Origin of the sequence: Ensifer sp. ENS07, from assembly GCF_014852185.1 — a bacterium.
In the GTDB taxonomy this organism is placed as follows: Bacteria; Pseudomonadota; Alphaproteobacteria; order Rhizobiales; family Rhizobiaceae; genus Ensifer; species Ensifer adhaerens.
The window spans coordinates 937,578-955,054 of the sequence record NZ_JACVBE010000002.1 but is presented as its reverse complement, the minus strand read 5'-3'; the positions used below and the strand labels follow the sequence as shown (position 1 = coordinate 955,054).

General features: G+C 62.8%; 19 protein-coding genes and 1 tRNA gene. 14 read left to right on the top strand and 6 right to left on the bottom strand.

Annotation, left to right across the window (positions count from 1 at the left end; genetic code table 11):
- Positions 1–42 precede the first annotated feature (42 nt).
- The 3 genes from recQ (at position 43) to tdh (ending at position 4,355) form a co-directional block, all read left to right on the top strand.
- A complete protein-coding gene (gene recQ / locus IB277_RS11795) occupies positions 43–1,920 on the top strand; it encodes a DNA helicase RecQ (protein ID WP_090298522.1) in 1,878 nt (625 codons plus the stop codon).
- 201 nt (positions 1,921–2,121) lie between these two features.
- A complete protein-coding gene (locus tag IB277_RS11790; RefSeq protein ID WP_192370998.1) occupies positions 2,122–3,309 on the top strand; it encodes a glycine C-acetyltransferase in 1,188 nt (395 codons plus the stop codon).
- Positions 3,310–3,320: 11 nt separating this feature from the next.
- Positions 3,321–4,355, top strand: coding sequence for an L-threonine 3-dehydrogenase (gene tdh / locus IB277_RS11785; protein ID WP_060611193.1), 1,035 nt, complete (start codon positions 3,321–3,323; stop codon positions 4,353–4,355).
- A 37-nt stretch (positions 4,356–4,392) separates the two neighbouring features.
- Here tdh and IB277_RS11780 read toward each other — a convergent pair whose 3' ends face one another.
- Entirely contained in the window at positions 4,393–4,851 is a 459-nt protein-coding gene (locus tag IB277_RS11780; protein ID WP_090294487.1) for a hypothetical protein, read from the bottom strand.
- A gap of 217 nt (positions 4,852–5,068) precedes the next feature.
- Between IB277_RS11780 and IB277_RS11775 the strand changes: the two genes are divergently transcribed.
- The 3 genes from IB277_RS11775 (at position 5,069) to IB277_RS11765 (ending at position 8,420) form a co-directional block, all read left to right on the top strand.
- Positions 5,069–5,413 carry a GFA family protein gene (locus IB277_RS11775; protein ID WP_034803441.1) on the top strand — a complete coding sequence of 115 codons (345 nt, stop codon included), beginning with the start codon at positions 5,069–5,071 and terminating at the stop codon, positions 5,411–5,413.
- A gap of 462 nt (positions 5,414–5,875) precedes the next feature.
- Positions 5,876–7,933, top strand: coding sequence for an RNA polymerase sigma factor RpoD (rpoD, locus tag IB277_RS11770; protein WP_034803439.1), 2,058 nt, complete (start codon positions 5,876–5,878; stop codon positions 7,931–7,933).
- 193 nt (positions 7,934–8,126) lie between these two features.
- A complete protein-coding gene (locus tag IB277_RS11765; protein ID WP_034803438.1) occupies positions 8,127–8,420 on the top strand; it encodes a GYD domain-containing protein in 294 nt (97 codons plus the stop codon).
- A 55-nt stretch (positions 8,421–8,475) separates the two neighbouring features.
- Here the strand turns inward: IB277_RS11765 and IB277_RS11760 are convergent, their stop codons facing one another.
- The gene (locus IB277_RS11760) at positions 8,476–9,321 is read right to left on the bottom strand and encodes a DUF2066 domain-containing protein (protein WP_090294409.1); all 846 of its coding nucleotides are present in this window, start codon (positions 9,319–9,321) and stop codon (positions 8,476–8,478) included.
- A complete protein-coding gene (locus IB277_RS11755) occupies positions 9,297–9,710 on the bottom strand; it encodes a lysozyme inhibitor LprI family protein (RefSeq protein ID WP_090294407.1) in 414 nt (137 codons plus the stop codon). The genes IB277_RS11760 and IB277_RS11755 overlap by 25 nt, the downstream gene beginning before the upstream one ends.
- Positions 9,711–9,958: 248 nt before the next feature.
- Here IB277_RS11755 and IB277_RS11750 point away from each other — a divergent pair, with 248 nt between their 5' ends.
- Positions 9,959–10,528 (top strand): membrane protein, encoded by a 570-nt coding sequence (locus tag IB277_RS11750; protein ID WP_034803436.1) that lies wholly within the window; start codon positions 9,959–9,961, stop codon positions 10,526–10,528.
- A gap of 44 nt (positions 10,529–10,572) precedes the next feature.
- On the opposite strand, the gene IB277_RS11745 is transcribed toward IB277_RS11750, so the two are convergent.
- Positions 10,573–11,025, bottom strand: a complete 453-nt coding sequence (locus IB277_RS11745) for a VOC family protein (RefSeq protein WP_090294405.1) — start codon at positions 11,023–11,025, stop codon at positions 10,573–10,575.
- Between the two features lie 159 nt (positions 11,026–11,184).
- Here IB277_RS11745 and IB277_RS11740 point away from each other — a divergent pair, with 159 nt between their 5' ends.
- The 4 genes from IB277_RS11740 to IB277_RS11725 all read left to right on the top strand — a co-directional run bounded on the left by IB277_RS11740 (position 11,185) and on the right by IB277_RS11725 (position 13,387).
- Positions 11,185–11,538 (top strand): DUF1428 domain-containing protein, encoded by a 354-nt coding sequence (locus tag IB277_RS11740; RefSeq protein WP_090294485.1) that lies wholly within the window; start codon positions 11,185–11,187, stop codon positions 11,536–11,538.
- Between the two features lie 127 nt (positions 11,539–11,665).
- Complete coding sequence (locus tag IB277_RS11735; RefSeq protein ID WP_110818704.1) at positions 11,666–12,088, top strand: secondary thiamine-phosphate synthase enzyme YjbQ; 423 nt, start codon at positions 11,666–11,668, stop codon at positions 12,086–12,088.
- Positions 12,089–12,188: 100 nt separating this feature from the next.
- Positions 12,189–12,593, top strand: a complete 405-nt coding sequence (locus tag IB277_RS11730; protein WP_034803432.1) for a ketosteroid isomerase-related protein — start codon at positions 12,189–12,191, stop codon at positions 12,591–12,593.
- Positions 12,594–13,000: 407 nt separating this feature from the next.
- On the top strand, positions 13,001–13,387 hold the full coding sequence (locus IB277_RS11725; RefSeq protein ID WP_034803430.1) for a hypothetical protein: 387 nt from the start codon (positions 13,001–13,003) through the stop codon (positions 13,385–13,387).
- A 749-nt stretch (positions 13,388–14,136) separates the two neighbouring features.
- On the opposite strand, the gene IB277_RS11720 is transcribed toward IB277_RS11725, so the two are convergent.
- A complete protein-coding gene (locus IB277_RS11720) occupies positions 14,137–14,877 on the bottom strand; it encodes an SIMPL domain-containing protein (protein ID WP_034803426.1) in 741 nt (246 codons plus the stop codon).
- A 259-nt stretch (positions 14,878–15,136) separates the two neighbouring features.
- Here IB277_RS11720 and IB277_RS11715 point away from each other — a divergent pair.
- The 3 genes from IB277_RS11715 to IB277_RS11705 all read left to right on the top strand — a co-directional run bounded on the left by IB277_RS11715 (position 15,137) and on the right by IB277_RS11705 (position 16,258).
- Positions 15,137–15,212 (top strand) — tRNA-Ile (locus tag IB277_RS11715).
- Positions 15,213–15,412: 200 nt separating this feature from the next.
- Entirely contained in the window at positions 15,413–15,739 is a 327-nt protein-coding gene (locus tag IB277_RS11710) for an ATPase inhibitor subunit zeta (protein ID WP_060515850.1), read from the top strand.
- Positions 15,740–15,859: 120 nt separating this feature from the next.
- Positions 15,860–16,258: a hypothetical protein gene (locus IB277_RS11705; protein WP_090294399.1), complete on the top strand. Its 399-nt coding sequence runs from the start codon at positions 15,860–15,862 to the stop codon at positions 16,256–16,258.
- On the opposite strand, the gene IB277_RS11700 is transcribed toward IB277_RS11705, so the two are convergent.
- Positions 16,255–17,445, bottom strand: coding sequence for a glycosyltransferase family 4 protein (locus IB277_RS11700; protein ID WP_090294396.1), 1,191 nt, complete (start codon positions 17,443–17,445; stop codon positions 16,255–16,257). The two genes, IB277_RS11705 and IB277_RS11700, sit on opposite strands and share 4 nt — an antisense overlap.
- Positions 17,446–17,477 lie beyond the last annotated feature (32 nt).

Sequence of the window (17,477 nt, the reverse complement as noted above, 5' to 3'; positions counted from 1 at the left end):
ATCTGGCCATGATGGCCTAAGCTGATTCCCGAAGGAGATGTGATGGAGTTCGTCGAAAGGGCGACGCCCTCAAGAAGCGCTGCCAGCAAGCCCTTCGACGAAGCCGGCCAGGCACCGCTCGACGTGCTGAAACGCGTCTATGGCTATTCCGCCTTTCGCGGCAAGCAGCAGGCAGTGGTCGAGCATGTGACCGCTGGCGGCGATGCCGTCGTTCTCTTTCCGACCGGCGCCGGCAAGTCGCTCTGCTTCCAGATCCCGGCGCTCTGCCGGCCCGGTTTGGGTGTCGTCGTCTCGCCGCTGATCGCGCTGATGCGCGATCAGGTGGAGGCGCTGAAACAGCTTGGCGTCAATGCGGCTGCGCTGAATTCGTCGCTGACGCGCGAGGAGGCGATTGCGGTCAGGCGCCAGATCCACGACGGTACGCTCGACCTTCTCTATGTGACGCCGGAGCGGACCGTCACCGACGGCTTCGCCGATCTCATAGGCAATGCCCGAATCGCGCTTTTTGCCATCGACGAGGCGCACTGCGTTTCGCAATGGGGCCATGATTTCCGCCCCGAGTACCGCGCGCTCGGATTGCTAGCCGAGCGCTATCCCGGCGTGCCGCGCATCGCGCTCACTGCCACCGCCGATCCGCACACCCGCGACGACATCGTCGAGCGGCTGGCGCTCAGCAATGCCGAGGTGTTTACCACCAGCTTCGACCGGCCGAACATCGCCTATGAAATCGTCGAGCGCGACCAGCCGCGCCAGCAATTGCTGCGCTTTCTCTCCCGCTTCAAAGGGGCCTCCGGCATCGTCTATTGCCTGTCGCGCGCAAAGGTCGAGGACACGGCCGAATGGCTGAACGCGCAAGGCATCCGGGCGCTACCCTATCATGCCGGCATGGACCGCATGCTCCGCGACAGGCATCAGGACGCCTTCCTGAAAGAAGAGAGCCTTTGCCTCGTTGCGACCGTCGCTTTCGGCATGGGCATCGACAAGCCCGACGTGCGTTATGTCGCCCATCTCGACCTGCCGGGATCGGTGGAGGCCTATTACCAGGAGACCGGCCGCGCCGGTCGTGACGGGCAGCCCTCTGAGGTCTGGATGGCCTATGGCATGGCCGATGTGCTGCAGCGCCGCCGGATGATCGACGAGGGTGGAGCGGCGGATGACATCAAGCGCATCGAGCGCGGCAAGCTCAACGCGCTCTTGGCGATCTGCGAGACGGCGGGCTGCCGCCGCCAGGCGATCCTTGCGCATTTCGGCGAGGCCCATCCCGGCCGTTGCGGCCATTGCGACACCTGCCTGAAGCCGGTCGAGACCTGGGACGGGACGGAAGCGGCGATCAAGGCGCTGGCCGCGGTCTATCGCACCGGCGAGCGCTTCGGCACCGGCCATGTCGTCGATGTGCTCATGGGCACGGTCAACGAGAAGACCGAGCGCTTCGGCCATGTCGACATGCCCGTCTTCGGCGCCGGCAAGGACCTGCCGGCTCGCACCTGGCAATCGGTCTTCCGGCAATTGCTGGCGGCGGGCCTGATCAGCGTCGACCACGCGGCCTTCGGCGCGATGAAGCTCGAGGCGGAGGCGCGTGCGGTGTTCAAGCGCGAGCGCCAGGTGTTTTTCCGCAAGGACCGCCCGACCTCGGGCAAGGCGGCGCGCGGCGCCAAGTCGGGATCGCAGCGCGAACGGGCCGATCTGGCCGGGTCCGATCTCGAACTTTTCGAACTGCTGCGCGCCGAGCGCTTCTCGATCGCCAAGGATCTGAACGTCCCGCCCTATGTCGTCTTCCCCGATGCGACCTTGATTGCGCTTGCCAAGGAACGCCCGCGCGACCTCGATGAACTGCTCGACATTCCCGGTATCGGCGAAAGCAAACGCGAACGCTACGGCGAGGCATTTCTGGCGGTCATCGACGGGTATCTCGACGGGTGATGGCGGTAGGCCCCGCGTCTCCGTCGTCGGAAAATGTCTGTGGCGAAGCGCTTCGCGACATAATATGTCCGGCCCGCCATCGCGCCTTGAAATGGCCTGTCGTTTTTACGCTGGATGCGGCCGAGCGCCGGATTTTGCTGCAAGTCAAAAGCCGTCATGATACTCGTCAGGCACGCGATGTTTTCTTGAAGCGAGAGCGCCATGACTTCAGCCTTTCTCACCCATCTCCGTTCAGAACTCGAAGGCCTGAAGACGGCCGGGTTGTACAAGTCGGAGCGTGTGATCACCTCGAAGCAGGCGGGTGAGATCGAAGTCGCCTCGGGCGAGCGGGTGCTCAACTTCTGCGCCAACAACTATCTCGGCCTTGCCGACAACGCGGAACTGGCCGAGGCCGGCAAACAGGCGCTCGACCGTTACGGTTACGGCATGGCCTCGGTGCGTTTCATCTGCGGCACGCAGGAGGAGCATAAACAGCTGGAGGCACGCATTTCGTCCTTCCTCGGGCTGGAAGACACGATCCTCTATTCCTCCTGTTTCGATGCCAATGGCGGCCTGTTCGAAACGCTGCTCGGCGAAGAGGATGCGATCATCTCCGATGCGCTCAACCACGCCTCGATCATCGACGGCGTGCGGCTGTCGAAGGCCAGGCGCTTCCGCTACGCCAACAACGACATGGCGGCGCTGGAGGAGGAGCTGAAGAAGGCCGAGGGCAGCCGCTTCAAGCTGATCGCCACCGATGGCGTCTTCTCGATGGATGGCATCATCGCCAATCTTAAGGGCGTCTGCGATCTCGCCGACAAATATGGCGCCATGGTCATGGTCGACGACAGCCATGCGGTCGGCTTCGTCGGGAAGAACGGCCGCGGCTCGGCCGAACATTGTGGCGTCGAGGGCCGGATCGACATCATCACCGGCACGCTCGGCAAGGCGCTCGGCGGCGCTTCGGGCGGCTACACCTCGGCCAAGGCCGAAGTCGTCGACTGGCTCAGGCAGCGCTCGCGCCCTTATCTGTTTTCCAACACCCTGGCGCCGGTCATTGCCGCCGCCTCGCTGAAGGTGTTCGACCTGATCGACAACGGCGATGCCTTGCGCGAACGGCTCTATGCCAATGCGGCGCTGTTCCGCACCGAGATGACCAAGCTCGGCTTCACGCTGGCCGGTGAGGGCCACCCGATCATCCCGGTGATGCTCGGTGATGCCGCACTCGCCCAGGAGATGGCGGCGCGCATGCTGAAGAAGGGCGTCTATGTCATCGGCTTCTCCTTCCCGGTGGTGCCGAAGGGCCAGGCGCGCATCCGCACGCAGATGTCGGCAGCACACAGCGAACAGGACGTCCGGCGGGCAATCGCCGCCTTCGAAGAGGTCGGCCGCGACCTCGGCGTGATCTGAGGGAGGGACTGATGACGAACATGATGAAGGCGCTGGTGAAGTCGAAGCCGGAAGAGGGCCTCTGGATGGAGCGCGTGCCGGTGCCGGAGATCGGCCCGAACGACGTGCTGATCAAGGTGAAGAAATCGGCGATCTGCGGCACCGACGTGCACATCTGGAACTGGGACCAGTGGGCGCAAAAGACCATTCCGGTGCCGATGGTCGTTGGTCACGAGTTCATGGGCGAGATCGCCGAGGTCGGATCGGCCGTCACCAAGTACCATGTCGGCGAGCGCGTCTCGGGCGAGGGCCATATCGTCTGCGGCAAGTGCCGCAACTGCCGGGCCGGCCGCGGGCATCTGTGCCGCAACACGCTCGGCGTCGGCGTCAACCGGCCGGGCTCGTTCGGCGAGTTCGTCTGCCTGCCGGAGTATAACGTCGTGCCGATCCCGGAGGATGTGCCCGACGAGATCGCGGCGATCTTCGATCCGTTCGGCAATGCCGTGCACACAGCACTCTCCTTCGATCTCGTCGGCGAGGACGTGCTGGTGACCGGCGCCGGTCCGATCGGCATCATGGGGGCGCTGGTCGCCAAGCGTTCCGGCGCGCGCAAGGTGGTGATCACCGACATCAACCCGACGCGGCTGGCGCTCGCGAAAAGCGTCGGCATCGACCATGTCGTCGATGCCTCGAAGGAAAACCTTGCCGACGTGATGAAGGCGATCGGCATGACCGAAGGTTTTGACGTCGGGCTGGAAATGTCCGGCGCGGCCCCTGCCTTCCGCGACATGATCGACAAGATGAACAATGGCGGCAAGATCGCCATCCTCGGCATCGCACCGGCCGGCTTCGAGATCGACTGGAACAAGGTGATCTTCAAGATGCTCAACCTCAAGGGCATCTATGGCCGCGAGATGTTCGAGACCTGGTACAAGATGATCGCCTTCGTGCAGGGCGGCCTCGACCTTGCCCCCGTCATCACCCACCGCATCAAGATCGACGAGTTCCGCGACGGCTTTCAAGCCATGCGCTCCGGCAATTCCGGAAAGGTCGTCATGGACTGGTAAGGTCGCAAGGGCCGCCGTACCCGTGAACGGCGGCGGTTCAGTTGGCGAGGCCGAACTGGATCTCGATCTCGTGATAGCGGGCGCCCTGGCCCGCCCAGCGATGATAAATCTCGCGGCTCTCGCCGGAGAAATTGTGCCTGGACATCTCGATCATTGCGACCAGCGGCGCGTAGCCCTGGGTGAAAAGGCTGCGCATCGGACCCTGGTGCAGCGTGGACGCCACCATGATCGGCTCCAGTTCGATCAGATCGAGCGCGCCGCGATAATCCTTGCCGCCCGTGACCGGGCGGCAGATGCGCCAGTCGAACGGCGTCTTGGCGTTTTTCGGTAGATCGTTCGCGATGAAGATCCAAGGGCCTGCGGGCATCATGCCTGCACGTTCCATCTCCGCCTCGATGAGAGGCGCCAGCATGGCGCTCTCCGTCTTGACGTCTGGAATGGTGAGCCGCCGACCGATCGATAACACCCGCATGGCGTCGGTTTCCTTGATGAGCATTCGAGCCTCCGTTTCGGTGCGAAGGTCCTGCGCGATCAGGTCAAGCGCAAGCAAAAAGCCGGAATAATCTTGCGATTTTTCCTCGACAATGGGCTCCTTCGGGAATCGTTTTGCGTGCACATGCCTGGCTGCCGCCTGCGCTTGCTTGAGGGCAGGGAGGCTCTATCTTGATGGCAGTGGCGACGTCGTCGCACCGGGAAGTAGAGGAGATGCATGCATGCGTTATGAGGGAAGCTGTCATTGCGGCAAGATCGCCTTCGAGGTGGAAGGGGAATTTGGCGAAGCGATCGACTGCAATTGCTCGCTCTGCCGTCGTCGCGGCGGACTGCTCGCCTTCGTTGCCCGCGACAAGCTGACGCTGACGACGCCGGAAGCGGACCTCTCGACCTATGTCTTCAACAAGCATGTGATCCAGCACCGGTTCTGCGACACCTGCGGAATCGCGCCATTCGGTGAGGGCGACGGGCCGCATGGGAAGATGGCGGCGATCAACCTGCGCTGCCTGCCGGAGTTCGATATCGAGGCGGTGAAAGTCGTCAAATACGACGGCCGGTCGGTTTAGGACCGGACCGAAAAATGCAGTCCTGGTTGCGCGTGCGCATATGGCACAACGAGACCTTGCCGATTAAATTGTTGCTACCCTTGTCTTTTGGCGGGCAGCGCCTACATCTTCAGCGGAAGCTGATAAACCCCAAAAAGCGACAGGAACGGTGATTTTTACCGAATCATCCGGTTTTTCAGCGGAAATGCTTGACGGGATCGAAAATTCTGGGAATCACCATTTCCGAATAAGAAATGGCGAGATGACACGGCGGTTAGGGAATCATGCCAGAGACGTTTCAGTGGCAGGACTGTCGGAGCTTGTCCGCTTTGCCACGAGTACACTCGTGGTTAAACAGGAATTAAACATCATCCCGTTACGTCAGGGGAAATGATTCGGTGGCGGGTGCGCGGCGCACCCGGACCTTCGAGCGGCATTGGCACCGGGCTCACGCCGGTTGCGACAAGGAAAGCGACGAACTAAATGGCAACCAAAGTCAAAGAAAACGAAGAAGCTGACGTAGAACGCGAAGGCGCTCCGGACGGCCCGCTTCTCGATCTTTCCGATGACGCTGTCAAGAAGATGATCAAGGCTGCCAAGAAGCGCGGCTACGTGACGATGGACGAGCTGAACTCCGTCCTTCCGTCCGAGGAAGTCACCTCCGAACAGATCGAAGACACGATGGCGATGCTGTCCGACATGGGCATCAACGTGATCGAGGACGAGGAAGCCGAAGAAGCTGCCGGCGGCGGCGACGATGAGGCCAGCGACGACGATAACGAAAGCGAAGGCGGCGAACTGGCCCCTTCCAGCGGTACTTCGCTTGCCACCAGCAAGAAGAAGGAACCGACCGATCGCACTGACGACCCGGTTCGCATGTACCTGCGCGAAATGGGTTCGGTCGAGCTTCTGTCGCGCGAAGGCGAGATCGCGATTGCCAAGCGCATCGAGGCTGGCCGCGAGACAATGATCGCCGGTCTCTGTGAGAGCCCGCTGACCTTCCAGGCGCTGATTATCTGGCGCGACGAACTGAATGAAGGCCAGACGCTTCTGCGCGAGATCATCGATCTCGAGACCACCTATTCCGGTCCCGAGGCCAAGGCTGCTCCGCAGTTCCAGAGCCCGGAAAAGATCGAGGCCGACCGCAAGGCTGCCGAGGAAAAGGAAAAGACCCGCAAGGTTCGCTCGCCTGCCAACGACGACGACATCACCAATGTCGGCGGCGATGTCATGCCAGCCGAGGAGGAAGAGGAAGACGACGACGAGTCGAACCTCTCGCTCGCCGCCATGGAAGCGGAACTGCGCCCGCAGGTCATGGAAACCCTCGACATCATCGCGGAGACCTACAAGAAGCTGCGCAAGCTGCAGGACCAGCAGGTGGAAGCCCGCCTTGCTGCCACCGGCACGCTGTCGCCCGCACAGGAGCGCCGCTACAAGGAACTCAAGGACGAGCTGATCAAGGCGGTCAAGTCGCTGTCGCTCAACCAGAACCGCGTCGACAGCCTGGTCGAGCAGCTCTACGACATCTCCAAGCGCCTGATGCAGAACGAAGGCCGTCTGCTGCGTCTTGCAGAATCCTACGGCGTCAAGCGCGACTCGTTCCTGGAGCAGTATTCGGGCGCCGAACTTGATCCGAACTGGATGAAGTCGATCAGCAACCTGGCCGGCAAGGGCTGGAAGGAATTCGCCAAGAGCGAAAACCAGACGATCCGCGACATCCGCCAGGAGATCCAGAATCTGGCCACGGAAACCGGCATCTCGATCGCCGAGTTCCGCCGCATCGTTTCGATGGTGCAGAAGGGCGAGCGCGAAGCGCGTATCGCCAAGAAGGAAATGGTCGAAGCGAACCTGCGCCTCGTCATCTCCATCGCCAAGAAGTACACCAACCGCGGCCTGCAGTTCCTCGATCTCATCCAGGAAGGCAACATCGGCCTGATGAAGGCGGTCGACAAGTTCGAATACCGCCGCGGTTACAAGTTCTCGACCTATGCCACCTGGTGGATCCGTCAGGCGATCACCCGGTCGATCGCCGACCAGGCCCGCACGATCCGCATCCCGGTGCACATGATCGAGACGATCAACAAGATCGTCCGCACCTCGCGCCAGATGCTGCACGAGATCGGCCGCGAGCCGACGCCGGAAGAACTGGCCGAAAAGCTCGCCATGCCGCTCGAAAAGGTCCGCAAGGTCCTGAAGATCGCCAAGGAGCCGATCTCGCTCGAAACGCCTGTCGGTGACGAAGAGGATTCGCACCTCGGCGATTTCATCGAGGACAAGAACGCACTGCTGCCGATCGACGCCGCCATCCAGGCGAACCTGCGCGAGACAACCACCCGCGTTCTCGCCTCGCTGACGCCGCGCGAAGAGCGCGTTCTGCGCATGCGCTTCGGCATCGGCATGAACACCGACCATACGCTCGAAGAAGTCGGCCAGCAGTTCTCGGTTACCCGCGAACGTATCCGTCAGATCGAGGCGAAGGCGCTCCGCAAGCTCAAGCATCCGAGCCGCTCCAGGAAGCTCAGAAGCTTCCTCGACAGCTAAAGTCGGGGACATGGAAAGATCGAAAGCCGGGCCACGTGCCCGGCTTTTTCGTTTCCGCCTCACCCATGCGATTTATTGTGGGCGCTTTCGCCGGGGAGTATAGTCGCCCCTTCGCAGTAATCTGGGGCACCCCGTCTTGTACGCGGGAGCAATCGCACCGCGGGCGTGAAGCGTGCCCCCGTGGAGGTGTCAGATGACGACGTATGTCATGCTCCTCAACTGGACCGAGCAGGGCGTCAAGAATGTGCGTGATTCCCCGAAAAGGCTCGACCTCGCACGGAATGTGCTCGGCGAGATGGGCGGCTCCTTCAAGCATTTCTTCCTGACCATGGGCGACTACGACATGGTGGCCATCGTCGAAGCGCCTGACGATGCGGTGGCCGCACGCTTCGCGCTCACGCTTGGCATGGCCGGCAATGTGCGCTCGACGACGCTGAAAGCTTTCCCTGAGGCTGCCTATCGCGAACTGATCGCCTCGCTTGGATGAACAGCCGGTGTTGCGGCCGTGAGGATAATCGCGGCCACAACGCCAGATGCCTCGTTCACGGCGCACCGTTTCCTGAGAGGATGCGGGCCGCGCCGCGCATGGCGTTGCGAAAGGCGTCGTCAAAGCTGATGCCGCTCAACTGCCAGCGGTAACGCTTGCCGCCCGCGTCCATCTGCCATTGGGCGATCCAGCCACGGGCGGCGTCGGACCAGACGAGCGTGCCGAGGAGCGGCACGTCGCCGTCGGTTTGTGTCACGGGTGAAAAGAGCTGCGCCGGATCCGCTTGCGGCAGGGTGTCGAGCGCGGGTTTCCGGGCGGTTACGGTCGCCGCATCCGGCAGCACGGTCGAAAGCGCCAGCGGCCTTGCAGCTGCCTCAAGCGAATCCGCCATATAGGGGCTTTCACTGCCGTCGCGTGTCAGCACGAAGCGGCGCTTCTGGTCCTTGACCGCCAGCCATACGGCGATCGCCGGGCGAGGGGAGAGCCATGGCTTGCGGCCGAGTTCTGCGAGAAGCGGATTCAGTGTTGCTGGCTGGTACCGGCAGGTGAGGTCATGCGGGCGGTCGTGCGTGCCCTGTTCGTCATGGATCGGGATGCCTTCGAGGCGATCGCGGTAGGAGAAGGTCGAGACGAAGCTGCCGGCCTTGGCCTCCGCTGCAGCAAACCGGGGCGCCTCTGTGATCATCGGATCGCCGGATAGTTTGACGAGCACTTCACGCAGGCATTCGCGAAAACCGATCTCACGGTTGGCCTCACCCGTGCCGGTGACGATCGCGTCACTGCGATAAAGCGCGTCGATATCTGCCGCCCCGGCGTTGCTGCCGGCGTGGCAGAGAAGCGCCGCTACGAGCGCCGTGACCGTCGCTCTTTTCCGGATCAGTTTGCCGGCGGCAGGACGCAACTGAGATCGCCCTCCTCACAGCTCAGATAGGTCTTGAAGTCGGCGACGCGCTTCTGTGTGCGATCGTCGCGGCATTCAAGCGTGATCATCGGCTGGGCGGAGCCGCCGGCAACGCCCGAGCTTGCGAAATCGCATTCGGCATCGCGATAGGCGATCCAGGCCCTTTGCGCGGCAACCAGCAGCTTCGTCTTGTCGGCATCGTCCTTCAGGCGTCCCTGGATTTGCTTGTAAAGGGCGTTCAGTTCGGCGTCGGAGGCCTTCAGCGCCTTGTCGGCGCAGGCATTCATCGTCGCCTGGTCGCTCGCATCGGCGCATTCGTCGGCGCGCGCGAGGCCAGTCGCGGCGAACAGGCCGGTGAAGGCGAGCACCATCAAGGCGGATACTTTCATCGATACGCTCCTTTGCGCCCAATGGCTGGCGCGGCATGTCTCCCGTGGATCGTAAAACCTCCGGTGGCGAAAGTTCAATGGCCGGGCCTTCGATGGTTCTCCTTTGAATCAAAAGAGATCCTTAAGGTTTACGTTTTATCAATCTCTGGAGCGCCGCGGCCCCGACGGGCGGCCCGTGGTGTTCGAGCATTTTTCCCGCGGCATTGCCTTGCGCGCAAGCCGTGCTGCGGGAAGCAAGAGGTTCTGCGATGCGTTGCGTATTTGTCGTCGTCCTCCTGTTGCTGGCCGGCTGCGGAACGGTGCCGAGAGACACCCGGAATGCCTGCGCGGTTTTCGAGCAGCAAGATGGCCTTTTCAACAATTGGCGCCGGGAAGCCTATAGCGCCCAGCGTGAATACGGCGTGCCCGTGCCGATCCTGATGGCGACGATCTACACCGAATCCGGCTTCCGCCATAATGCCCGTCCGCCACGCACCAAGCTTTTCGGCTTCATCCCCTGGACGCGCGCTTCGACCGCCTACGGCTATTCCCAGGCGCTCGACGGCACCTGGGCGCGCTATCAGAGCGAGACCGGCCGCTGGGCGGCGCGGCGTTCGGACTTCGGCGACGCGATCCGCTTCATCGCCTGGTACCATCGCGAAAGTGCCCAGCGGAACGGCATCGCCCTCAACGACGCCTACAGGCTCTACATCGCCTATTACCATGGCCACGGCGGCTATTCCCGAGGCAACTGGAGCGATACGGCCAAGAACGGCGCCAAGCGGGCGGCCGGCATGGCCCAGGTCTACAGCAAGCAGCTCAGAGGCTGCGGCAGCTAACGCCGCAGCCCGGTTGAGCCGGCGCCAGGGGACCGTTCTTCCGCTTAACCAGCGGCTGCGCGATCAAGTTCCGCGACATCGATCTTCACCATGCCCATCATCGCCTGCTGGGCGCGGGCGGCACGCGCCGGATCAGGATCGCCGAGGTGGCGCATCAGGGCGTCCGGGATGATCTGCCAGGAAAGACCGAACCTGTCCTTCAGCCAGCCGCAATGCTGCGGCGTGCCGCCGTCCAAGAGCCTTTCCCAGAAGTAGTCGACTTCCGCCTGGTCGGTGCAGCGCAGGAAGAACGACACGGCCTCGCTGAACTTGAAATGCGGCCCGCCGTTGAGCCCCATGAAGTGCTGCCCCTCGATCTCGAAGGATGCGGTAAAGGCCCTGCCGTCGGGGCCCCGCTTCACGTCGGTGATGCGGGTGTTGCGGAAAATGTCGGTGTAGAAAGTGATGGCGTCCTCCAGCTGATCGTCGAACCAGAGAAACGGCGTGATCTTCTGCATGGGTGTCTCCCGATTTGGATGCTACCGGCCAAGGACGAACGGGGAAGCGCGGTTCCGACAAAAGCAGCGCCGCACTTGAAAGAAAATTCCGTCCCGATGTCGGAACTCTTGGCCGTCCTGCGTCCTATGCTCGTAGAACGAACAGAGGAGACTATGTCGATGACCTATGTGGATGGCTTTATCGTTGCCGTGCCGAAGGCGAATATCGAGGCCTACAAGGCGATGGCGAAGGCGGCGGGTGAGGTGTGGATGGAGCACGGCGCGCTCGCCTACAACGAATGCCTGGCGGATGACGCGCCCTATGGCGAAGTGACGTCCTTTCCCCGCTCGGTGCAGGCCAAGGACGATGAGACGGTGGTGTTCTCCTGGATCACCTACAAATCCCGCGCCGAGCGCGACGCGATCGTTGCCAAGGTCATGGCCGATCCGCGGCTGCAGGGCGATGCCTGGAAGCAGGTGTTCGACGGCAAGCGCATGATCTATGGCGGCTTCGAGGCCTTCCTGGAGATGTAGGCGCTGTTTGCGCGACGGATTGCGGCAGATCGCCTTGGACCGGGAGCGGTCCGGGGATAGAAGCATTGGGCATATCACCGGGTCGCACCGCTTCTCAGGCGGATGCGACCGCCTGCCGGAGGCCTTCATGCCGCAAACGCGCATCACCATCGCCACCCATGGCCAGGGGCTCTATGAATTTACCGACCAGGCGGCGGCCTTCGTACGCGCCAACGCCGACTGCGAGGGGCTGCTCACGGTCTTCGTGCGGCACACCTCCTGTTCGCTTCTCATCCAGGAGAACGCTGACCCGGACGTGAAGCGCGATCTGGACGCCTTTTTTCGCCGCCTCGTGCCGCCTTCCTCGGATACCTCCATGCGCTGGATCGTGCACACCCAGGAAGGCCCCGACGATATGCCGGCACATATCAAGGCGGCGTTGACGCCGGTATCGCTCGGCATTCCCGTCAGTGGTGGCCGGATGCTCACCGGCACCTGGCAGGGGCTCTACCTCTTCGAGCATCGCGACCGCCCGCATCGCCGCGAGATCGTCCTGCATCTTTCCGCCTGATTGGCCGGCGCCGACGATTGAACGGCGGCGCAAGGGTTCTAGATAAAGGGGCGAGAGCAAGGGCTTGGGAACCGGCCTTCGAGGCTAGGGAGGAACCGGAATGACCGATGCACAGACGATTGCCAGCGGCTTTATCGAGGCGCTGAACCAGCGGGATTTCGAGGCGCTGGCGCGGCTCGTGCATGAGGACATAGAACTCGATTCGCTGACCGGTCAACGCACCGTCGGCGTCGGCCCCTTGCGCGCCTGGCTGATGAACTATCTGCGCCGTTTCGACGAGCAGTTCGGAGACGTGGTGCTGATGCGCGATGCCTTCGGCCAGCGCGTGGCCGCCGATTTGACGGTACGGGGCACCTACCGCGAGACCATGGAAGGCTTTCCCCCTGCGACTGGCCAGAGCTACTCCATTCCCAGCGTGCTCGTCTTCGAGATCGAGGACGGCGCCATCACCCGCCTCAGCCATTATCGCAATATTCGCGTCTTTGAGCGGGCGCTTGCCGGCTGAGCGACGCGTAGCCGACCGCTCCTGACGGTCGCGCCCCTTCATTTTCAAGTTTTCTTACTGACCGCCGGATGACCGATCATGTCTTGATCGGGAAAATACGGGCGCGAATCACCTCTGGCACGCCGATGACGGCGGCTGATTCGCCGCTTGTCCAAGCGCAGGCGAAGGCGCGTCCCAGCGCCTTGGCCGCGGTCAAAGCCCTTCGAAATACTTGTTTATAAGCAATGCCTTATCGACTGTGACTTGCACGAAAGTCTCCTCCACGCGCGTGTGGTCATCTCGTTCTGGCAATCTGAACGTCCCATGAACATCGGGTTCCGCTGTCGTTCAGCTTGGCGACCCTATTCTCTGATCAATCGCTTGGGACGGTGATTGCCCCTCGAACCCTTCAAGCTTGGAGAGATCTTATGAAGAACCGCCTTTTTAACGCCGCTGCCGCCGCCGTCATCGGACTTACCGGCCTGCTGGGTGCCGCCTCCACCGCTTCGGCGGAATCGATCGAATTCGGTTTCGGCCCGCGCGGTGGCGTCGATGTCCAGTATCGCGACTACGACGGCGGCTACGGTGACGAGCGCGACTGGGGTCGCGGCCGTGACCGCCACTGGGACCGTGACCGCCGCGGCCGTTGCGCGCCCTGGATGGCCGTCGACAAGGCCCGCGATCGTGGACTCCGCCGCGCCTATGTCGCCGACGTCTCTTCGCGCCGCGTCGTCGTCGAAGGCCGTCGCCACGGCCAACGCCAGACGATCGTGTTTGCGAACGCCCGCGGCTGCCCGACGATCGGCCGCTGGTAACACCTAAGCAATCTTCCCGCCTCGTCTCCCCCGGCCGGCGGAAGAATGGCCCCTCATGCCAAGGCATGGGGGGCTTTTTGTTTGACGCCGCAGCGACCAAGGGGCGCCGGTTGCGCGCAGCCCTGGTCGGGACGCGTGAACGAAGCGAAGTGGATCAGGCCGACAGCGCGGTCCACACGTGCGAATCGTCCGCTCGGGCGATCGTCGTGTCAGGCACCGTAGTTGCCGAACCGACGGCAAGGCTCCGGCCGGTTTGCCCTCTAGCATTGCCAGACGAATGAACGCGCGGCGCAATTCCATCGCGGACATCTGCGGCCTAGGCATCGGCTGATCTTCTTCAGACCGGATCCAGCCCATGTGTCAGCCATCGCCCGGAACACCTGCCAAGGATCTCCTCGACCGAACACTCGGGACCAACGATCCATGCGATGTGGCTGGAGGTCCGCTTTAGCGGCGAGGATGACGAGGACGTGAAGGCGAGGGCGACGCTAGGCGGAGATCGCGGAGCGGTCGCGGGCGATGCCGCAGGGCGAGGGACGGCAGCAAATCGCGCGCGGGAAGCGATGTCAAAGCAGGTGCCGGCAAATTTAAGCCTGGAGGTCGGACGGCGTTCAGCGCCGGGCCCAGTCTTAGTCGAGTGCATCGCGATCACCAGCGCCCAAAAGAAAAGCCCCCGGCACCGATCCTTGGCACCAGGGGCGTTCGATCGTTGAGCGCCCGCGCTTGGCCGCGGGCGTTGCTGACAAGCCTTACTGCTTGATTTCGAAGGTCACGTTGACCGTCACGTTGTAGCTGTTTTCGCCGGTTGCGACCGGAACGGCGTCGGCGGCATATTCCTTGGCCATGCCGGCGCGCATCATCGGCACCGGCTCGGGGCGGAAGCCCTGCTCGGAGATGTTGACGATCTTGCCGACCGAGACGCCGGCCGCTTCGGCCAGCACCTTGGCCTTCTCAACCGCGTCGGCAACGGCTGCCTTGCGCGCTTCGGTGATCACGGCTTCCGGCTTGTCGTTGGTGAACTGTACGCCGCCACCTTGGTTGACGCCGAGCGAAACCGACTTGTCGATCACTTCGCCGAGCTTGGCGAGATCGCGAACGCGGACGCTGACGCCGTTCGTCACCTGGTAGCCGATCAGCTCCGGCGCGCGGTTGCTGCCGTCGGTGTTGGTCGGGTAGCTGTATTGCGGGTTGAGCATGAAGCCGCTCGTCTGCAGGTCGCGATCGGCAATGCCACCGTCCTTCAGCGCCTTCAGCACTTCGGCCATGGTCTTGTTGTTGGCGTCCAGCGCTTCACGCGCGGTCTTGCCATCCTTGACGACGCTCAGCTGCAGGACTGCCATGTCCGGCGCGGTCGTCGCGCGGCCTTCGCCGGCAACGACGATGGTGGCCTTGTCCTTGTCCGTCTCCTGCGCCTGAGCGGCGGCAACGCCAGCAAAAGCTGCAGCGAAGGCGGCGATCGAAAGCGTGCGGGCAGTGCGTGTGGAAATCATCTTCAATGTCTCTCCGGTTGTTCCGTCCCAAGCGTCTTCTTGGCTATCGATTGTGTGAGCATTGCGGCAATGGCTTGTCCGCAAAAAGGTTTTCCGCTAGAGCCTTGGCCACCCGCAAACTGCCATTGGTTCGCGGGCCTGGATCACGACGGTGCCACGCCTCGTTCAGAAGCGCAAAGGCCACCGTAGCACTTAAAGTTGCTGCCCCGTGTCTTATCCCTGGACCGTTACGGTTTAAGGACAGGAGCGGATCCAGAGTGGGCCTGTAGCTCAATGGTTAGAGCCGGCGGCTCATAACCGCTTGGTTGGGGGTTCGAGTCCCTCCGGGCCCACCAGTCACTTGCGAACATTGAATTTTCTAGGTTTTCTGGCTGATTTTTGCCCAGATTTGATGTGCGCGCAGGTTTGGGACATTTCCAGCGATTTTGTACGACGCGAAATTGCGCACGGCATGTTCCGCCAACGTCGGATAATCCAACCCTCTCCCTCGTGGTTTCTGCTAGGATGGCCGGCCAGGCAGCAATGGAGAATTTCGATGGCTGGTCCGGGCGCGGAAATGGTGCGAATCGTACGTCGCAACAAGCTGGTTGGCTTTTGGGCGGCGGAGAAACTGGCCCTTGCCGGCGAAAATGCCAAGACCTACTCGGATGGTCTTGCGATGGCGGCGCTGGACGTCGAACGCAGCGACATTCTTGCGATCATTCGAAGAGACTTTGACGCGGCAGGCGTGGTCCAATCCGACGACGACATTCTGGCGGTCATGAACGTTTGCTGGCTGGAGGCGGGAAAACGAACAAAGGGGTCAGACGGCAGCGATGCAGCGCTGGTGCAGATTGCACGTCACCTCATGCAAGGATCGTGAGCGACGGATCCTCTCCGGCGCAACAGCTATTCGGGTGCCACGAACGTCGATGCCGGCAAGCTGCTGGTCAACGGCAACCAGTCGATTGCAACCGGACTGACGACGGTTGGTTCTGGTGCCGTGCCCGGCGGCAGCGGCACGATCGGCGGCAGCGTCGTCCTGAACGACCGCGGCACGCTGGCGCCCGGCAACAGCCCGGGAACGTTGACGATCAATGGCAATCTGTCGCTCGCTGCCGCTTCCTTCCTCGATTTCGAATTCGGCCAGGCCAATGTCGCCGGTGGCGCGCTCAACGATCTTGTCGATGTCGGTGGCAACCTGGTGCTCGACGCCACGCTCAACGTTTCCGTCCCCTCCGGCGGCAGCTTCGGCGCCGGCATCTACCGGGTCTTCAACTGCGGCGGCACGCTGACCAACATTGGTCTACAAAGCGCTCGCCTGTCACGACCGCTTTGTCAGGACATACCCTTTCCGAGGCCACGTTCGCAGTTGTCTCCGCTAACGCGGCCAGATCCTTAGCCGGAAGCGGGGATGGCCCGGGGCTTCATCGTGGCCCTCGGGGTGCTCGAGTTTTCCAGTGCCGAGAGCGCCACGGCGTCCCATTGGGAGAGGATATGTTCGGCGTCGTAGCGTCGGACATTGGCTTCGGCGTTGTCCGCGAGACGGGCGCGCAGGGTCTCGTCGCCCATCAGGTTGGAGAGGGCTTCGGCCAGGGCGTTGATGTCGCCGTTTTCGACGAGGATGCCGTCGTCGCCGTTGGCAATCATGTCGGTCGGGCCCCATTCGCAGGCGAAGGAGACGACGGGGAGGCCTGCGGCCATCGCTTCAAGCAGGGCGATGCCCCAGCCTTCGTAGCGGGATGACAGGACGAAGAGGTCGGCGGTTTCGACCCAGAGGCCGGGTTTCGCGGTGACGCCGGGCATTTCCACCCGGTCGGCCAATCCGAGCGCGTTGCGCTGGGCTTCCAGCGCTTTTCTCGCCTCGCCTTCGCCCCAGATGACGAGCTTCCATTCGGGGTGGTCGCTGGCCGCCTTGGCGAAGGCTTCGAGCAGCAGATCGAAGCCCTTTTGCTCAGTCAGGCGCCCGACGGCGGTGAGCACATTGTTGCCGCGCTTCTTTTGCCAGCCGTCGGGCAGATTGATCGCATTGGCGATCACCCGGCTGGAGCGGCGAACATTCGGCGGGAAATAGTCCAGCGCGCCCTTGGTCATCGTCACCAGCGCAAAGGCGCGCGGGTAGAGACGAAGCTGCAGCCATTTCCAGAAGGGGCCGAAGGGCTGCGCCGCCGGGTTGTTGCGCTCGGACACGATCACCGGGAGCCTGAGGCCTCGCGTTGCGAGCAGCGTCAGCACGTTCGTGCGCGTCAGGAAGCTCAGCACGAAGTCGGGACGGGTGCGGCTGATCGTCGAGCGCAGTCGGTAGAGCCGCCTTGCCACCAGCCAGGCGGCCCGCAGCTTGCCAGCCTTCTGAACCGGCACGTCGAGCCGCTCGATGGTGACGCGCGGATCGAGCCTGTAATAGGGTTCGGAGGTCGGCGCTTCGAGCGTAATCACCGTGACGGTGCAGCCGAGGCGGGCCCAGTGGCTGGCAACGAGACTGACGACGTGCTCGGTGCCGCCGGCGCCGAGTGCAGAAACAATGATGGTTATGCGCGCGCCAGCGATGCCGGCGGCTCCGACGATGTCGGCACCTGTATCTTGATCCAATTTGGATTGCCCCTCGCTCTCCGCTTTCTATT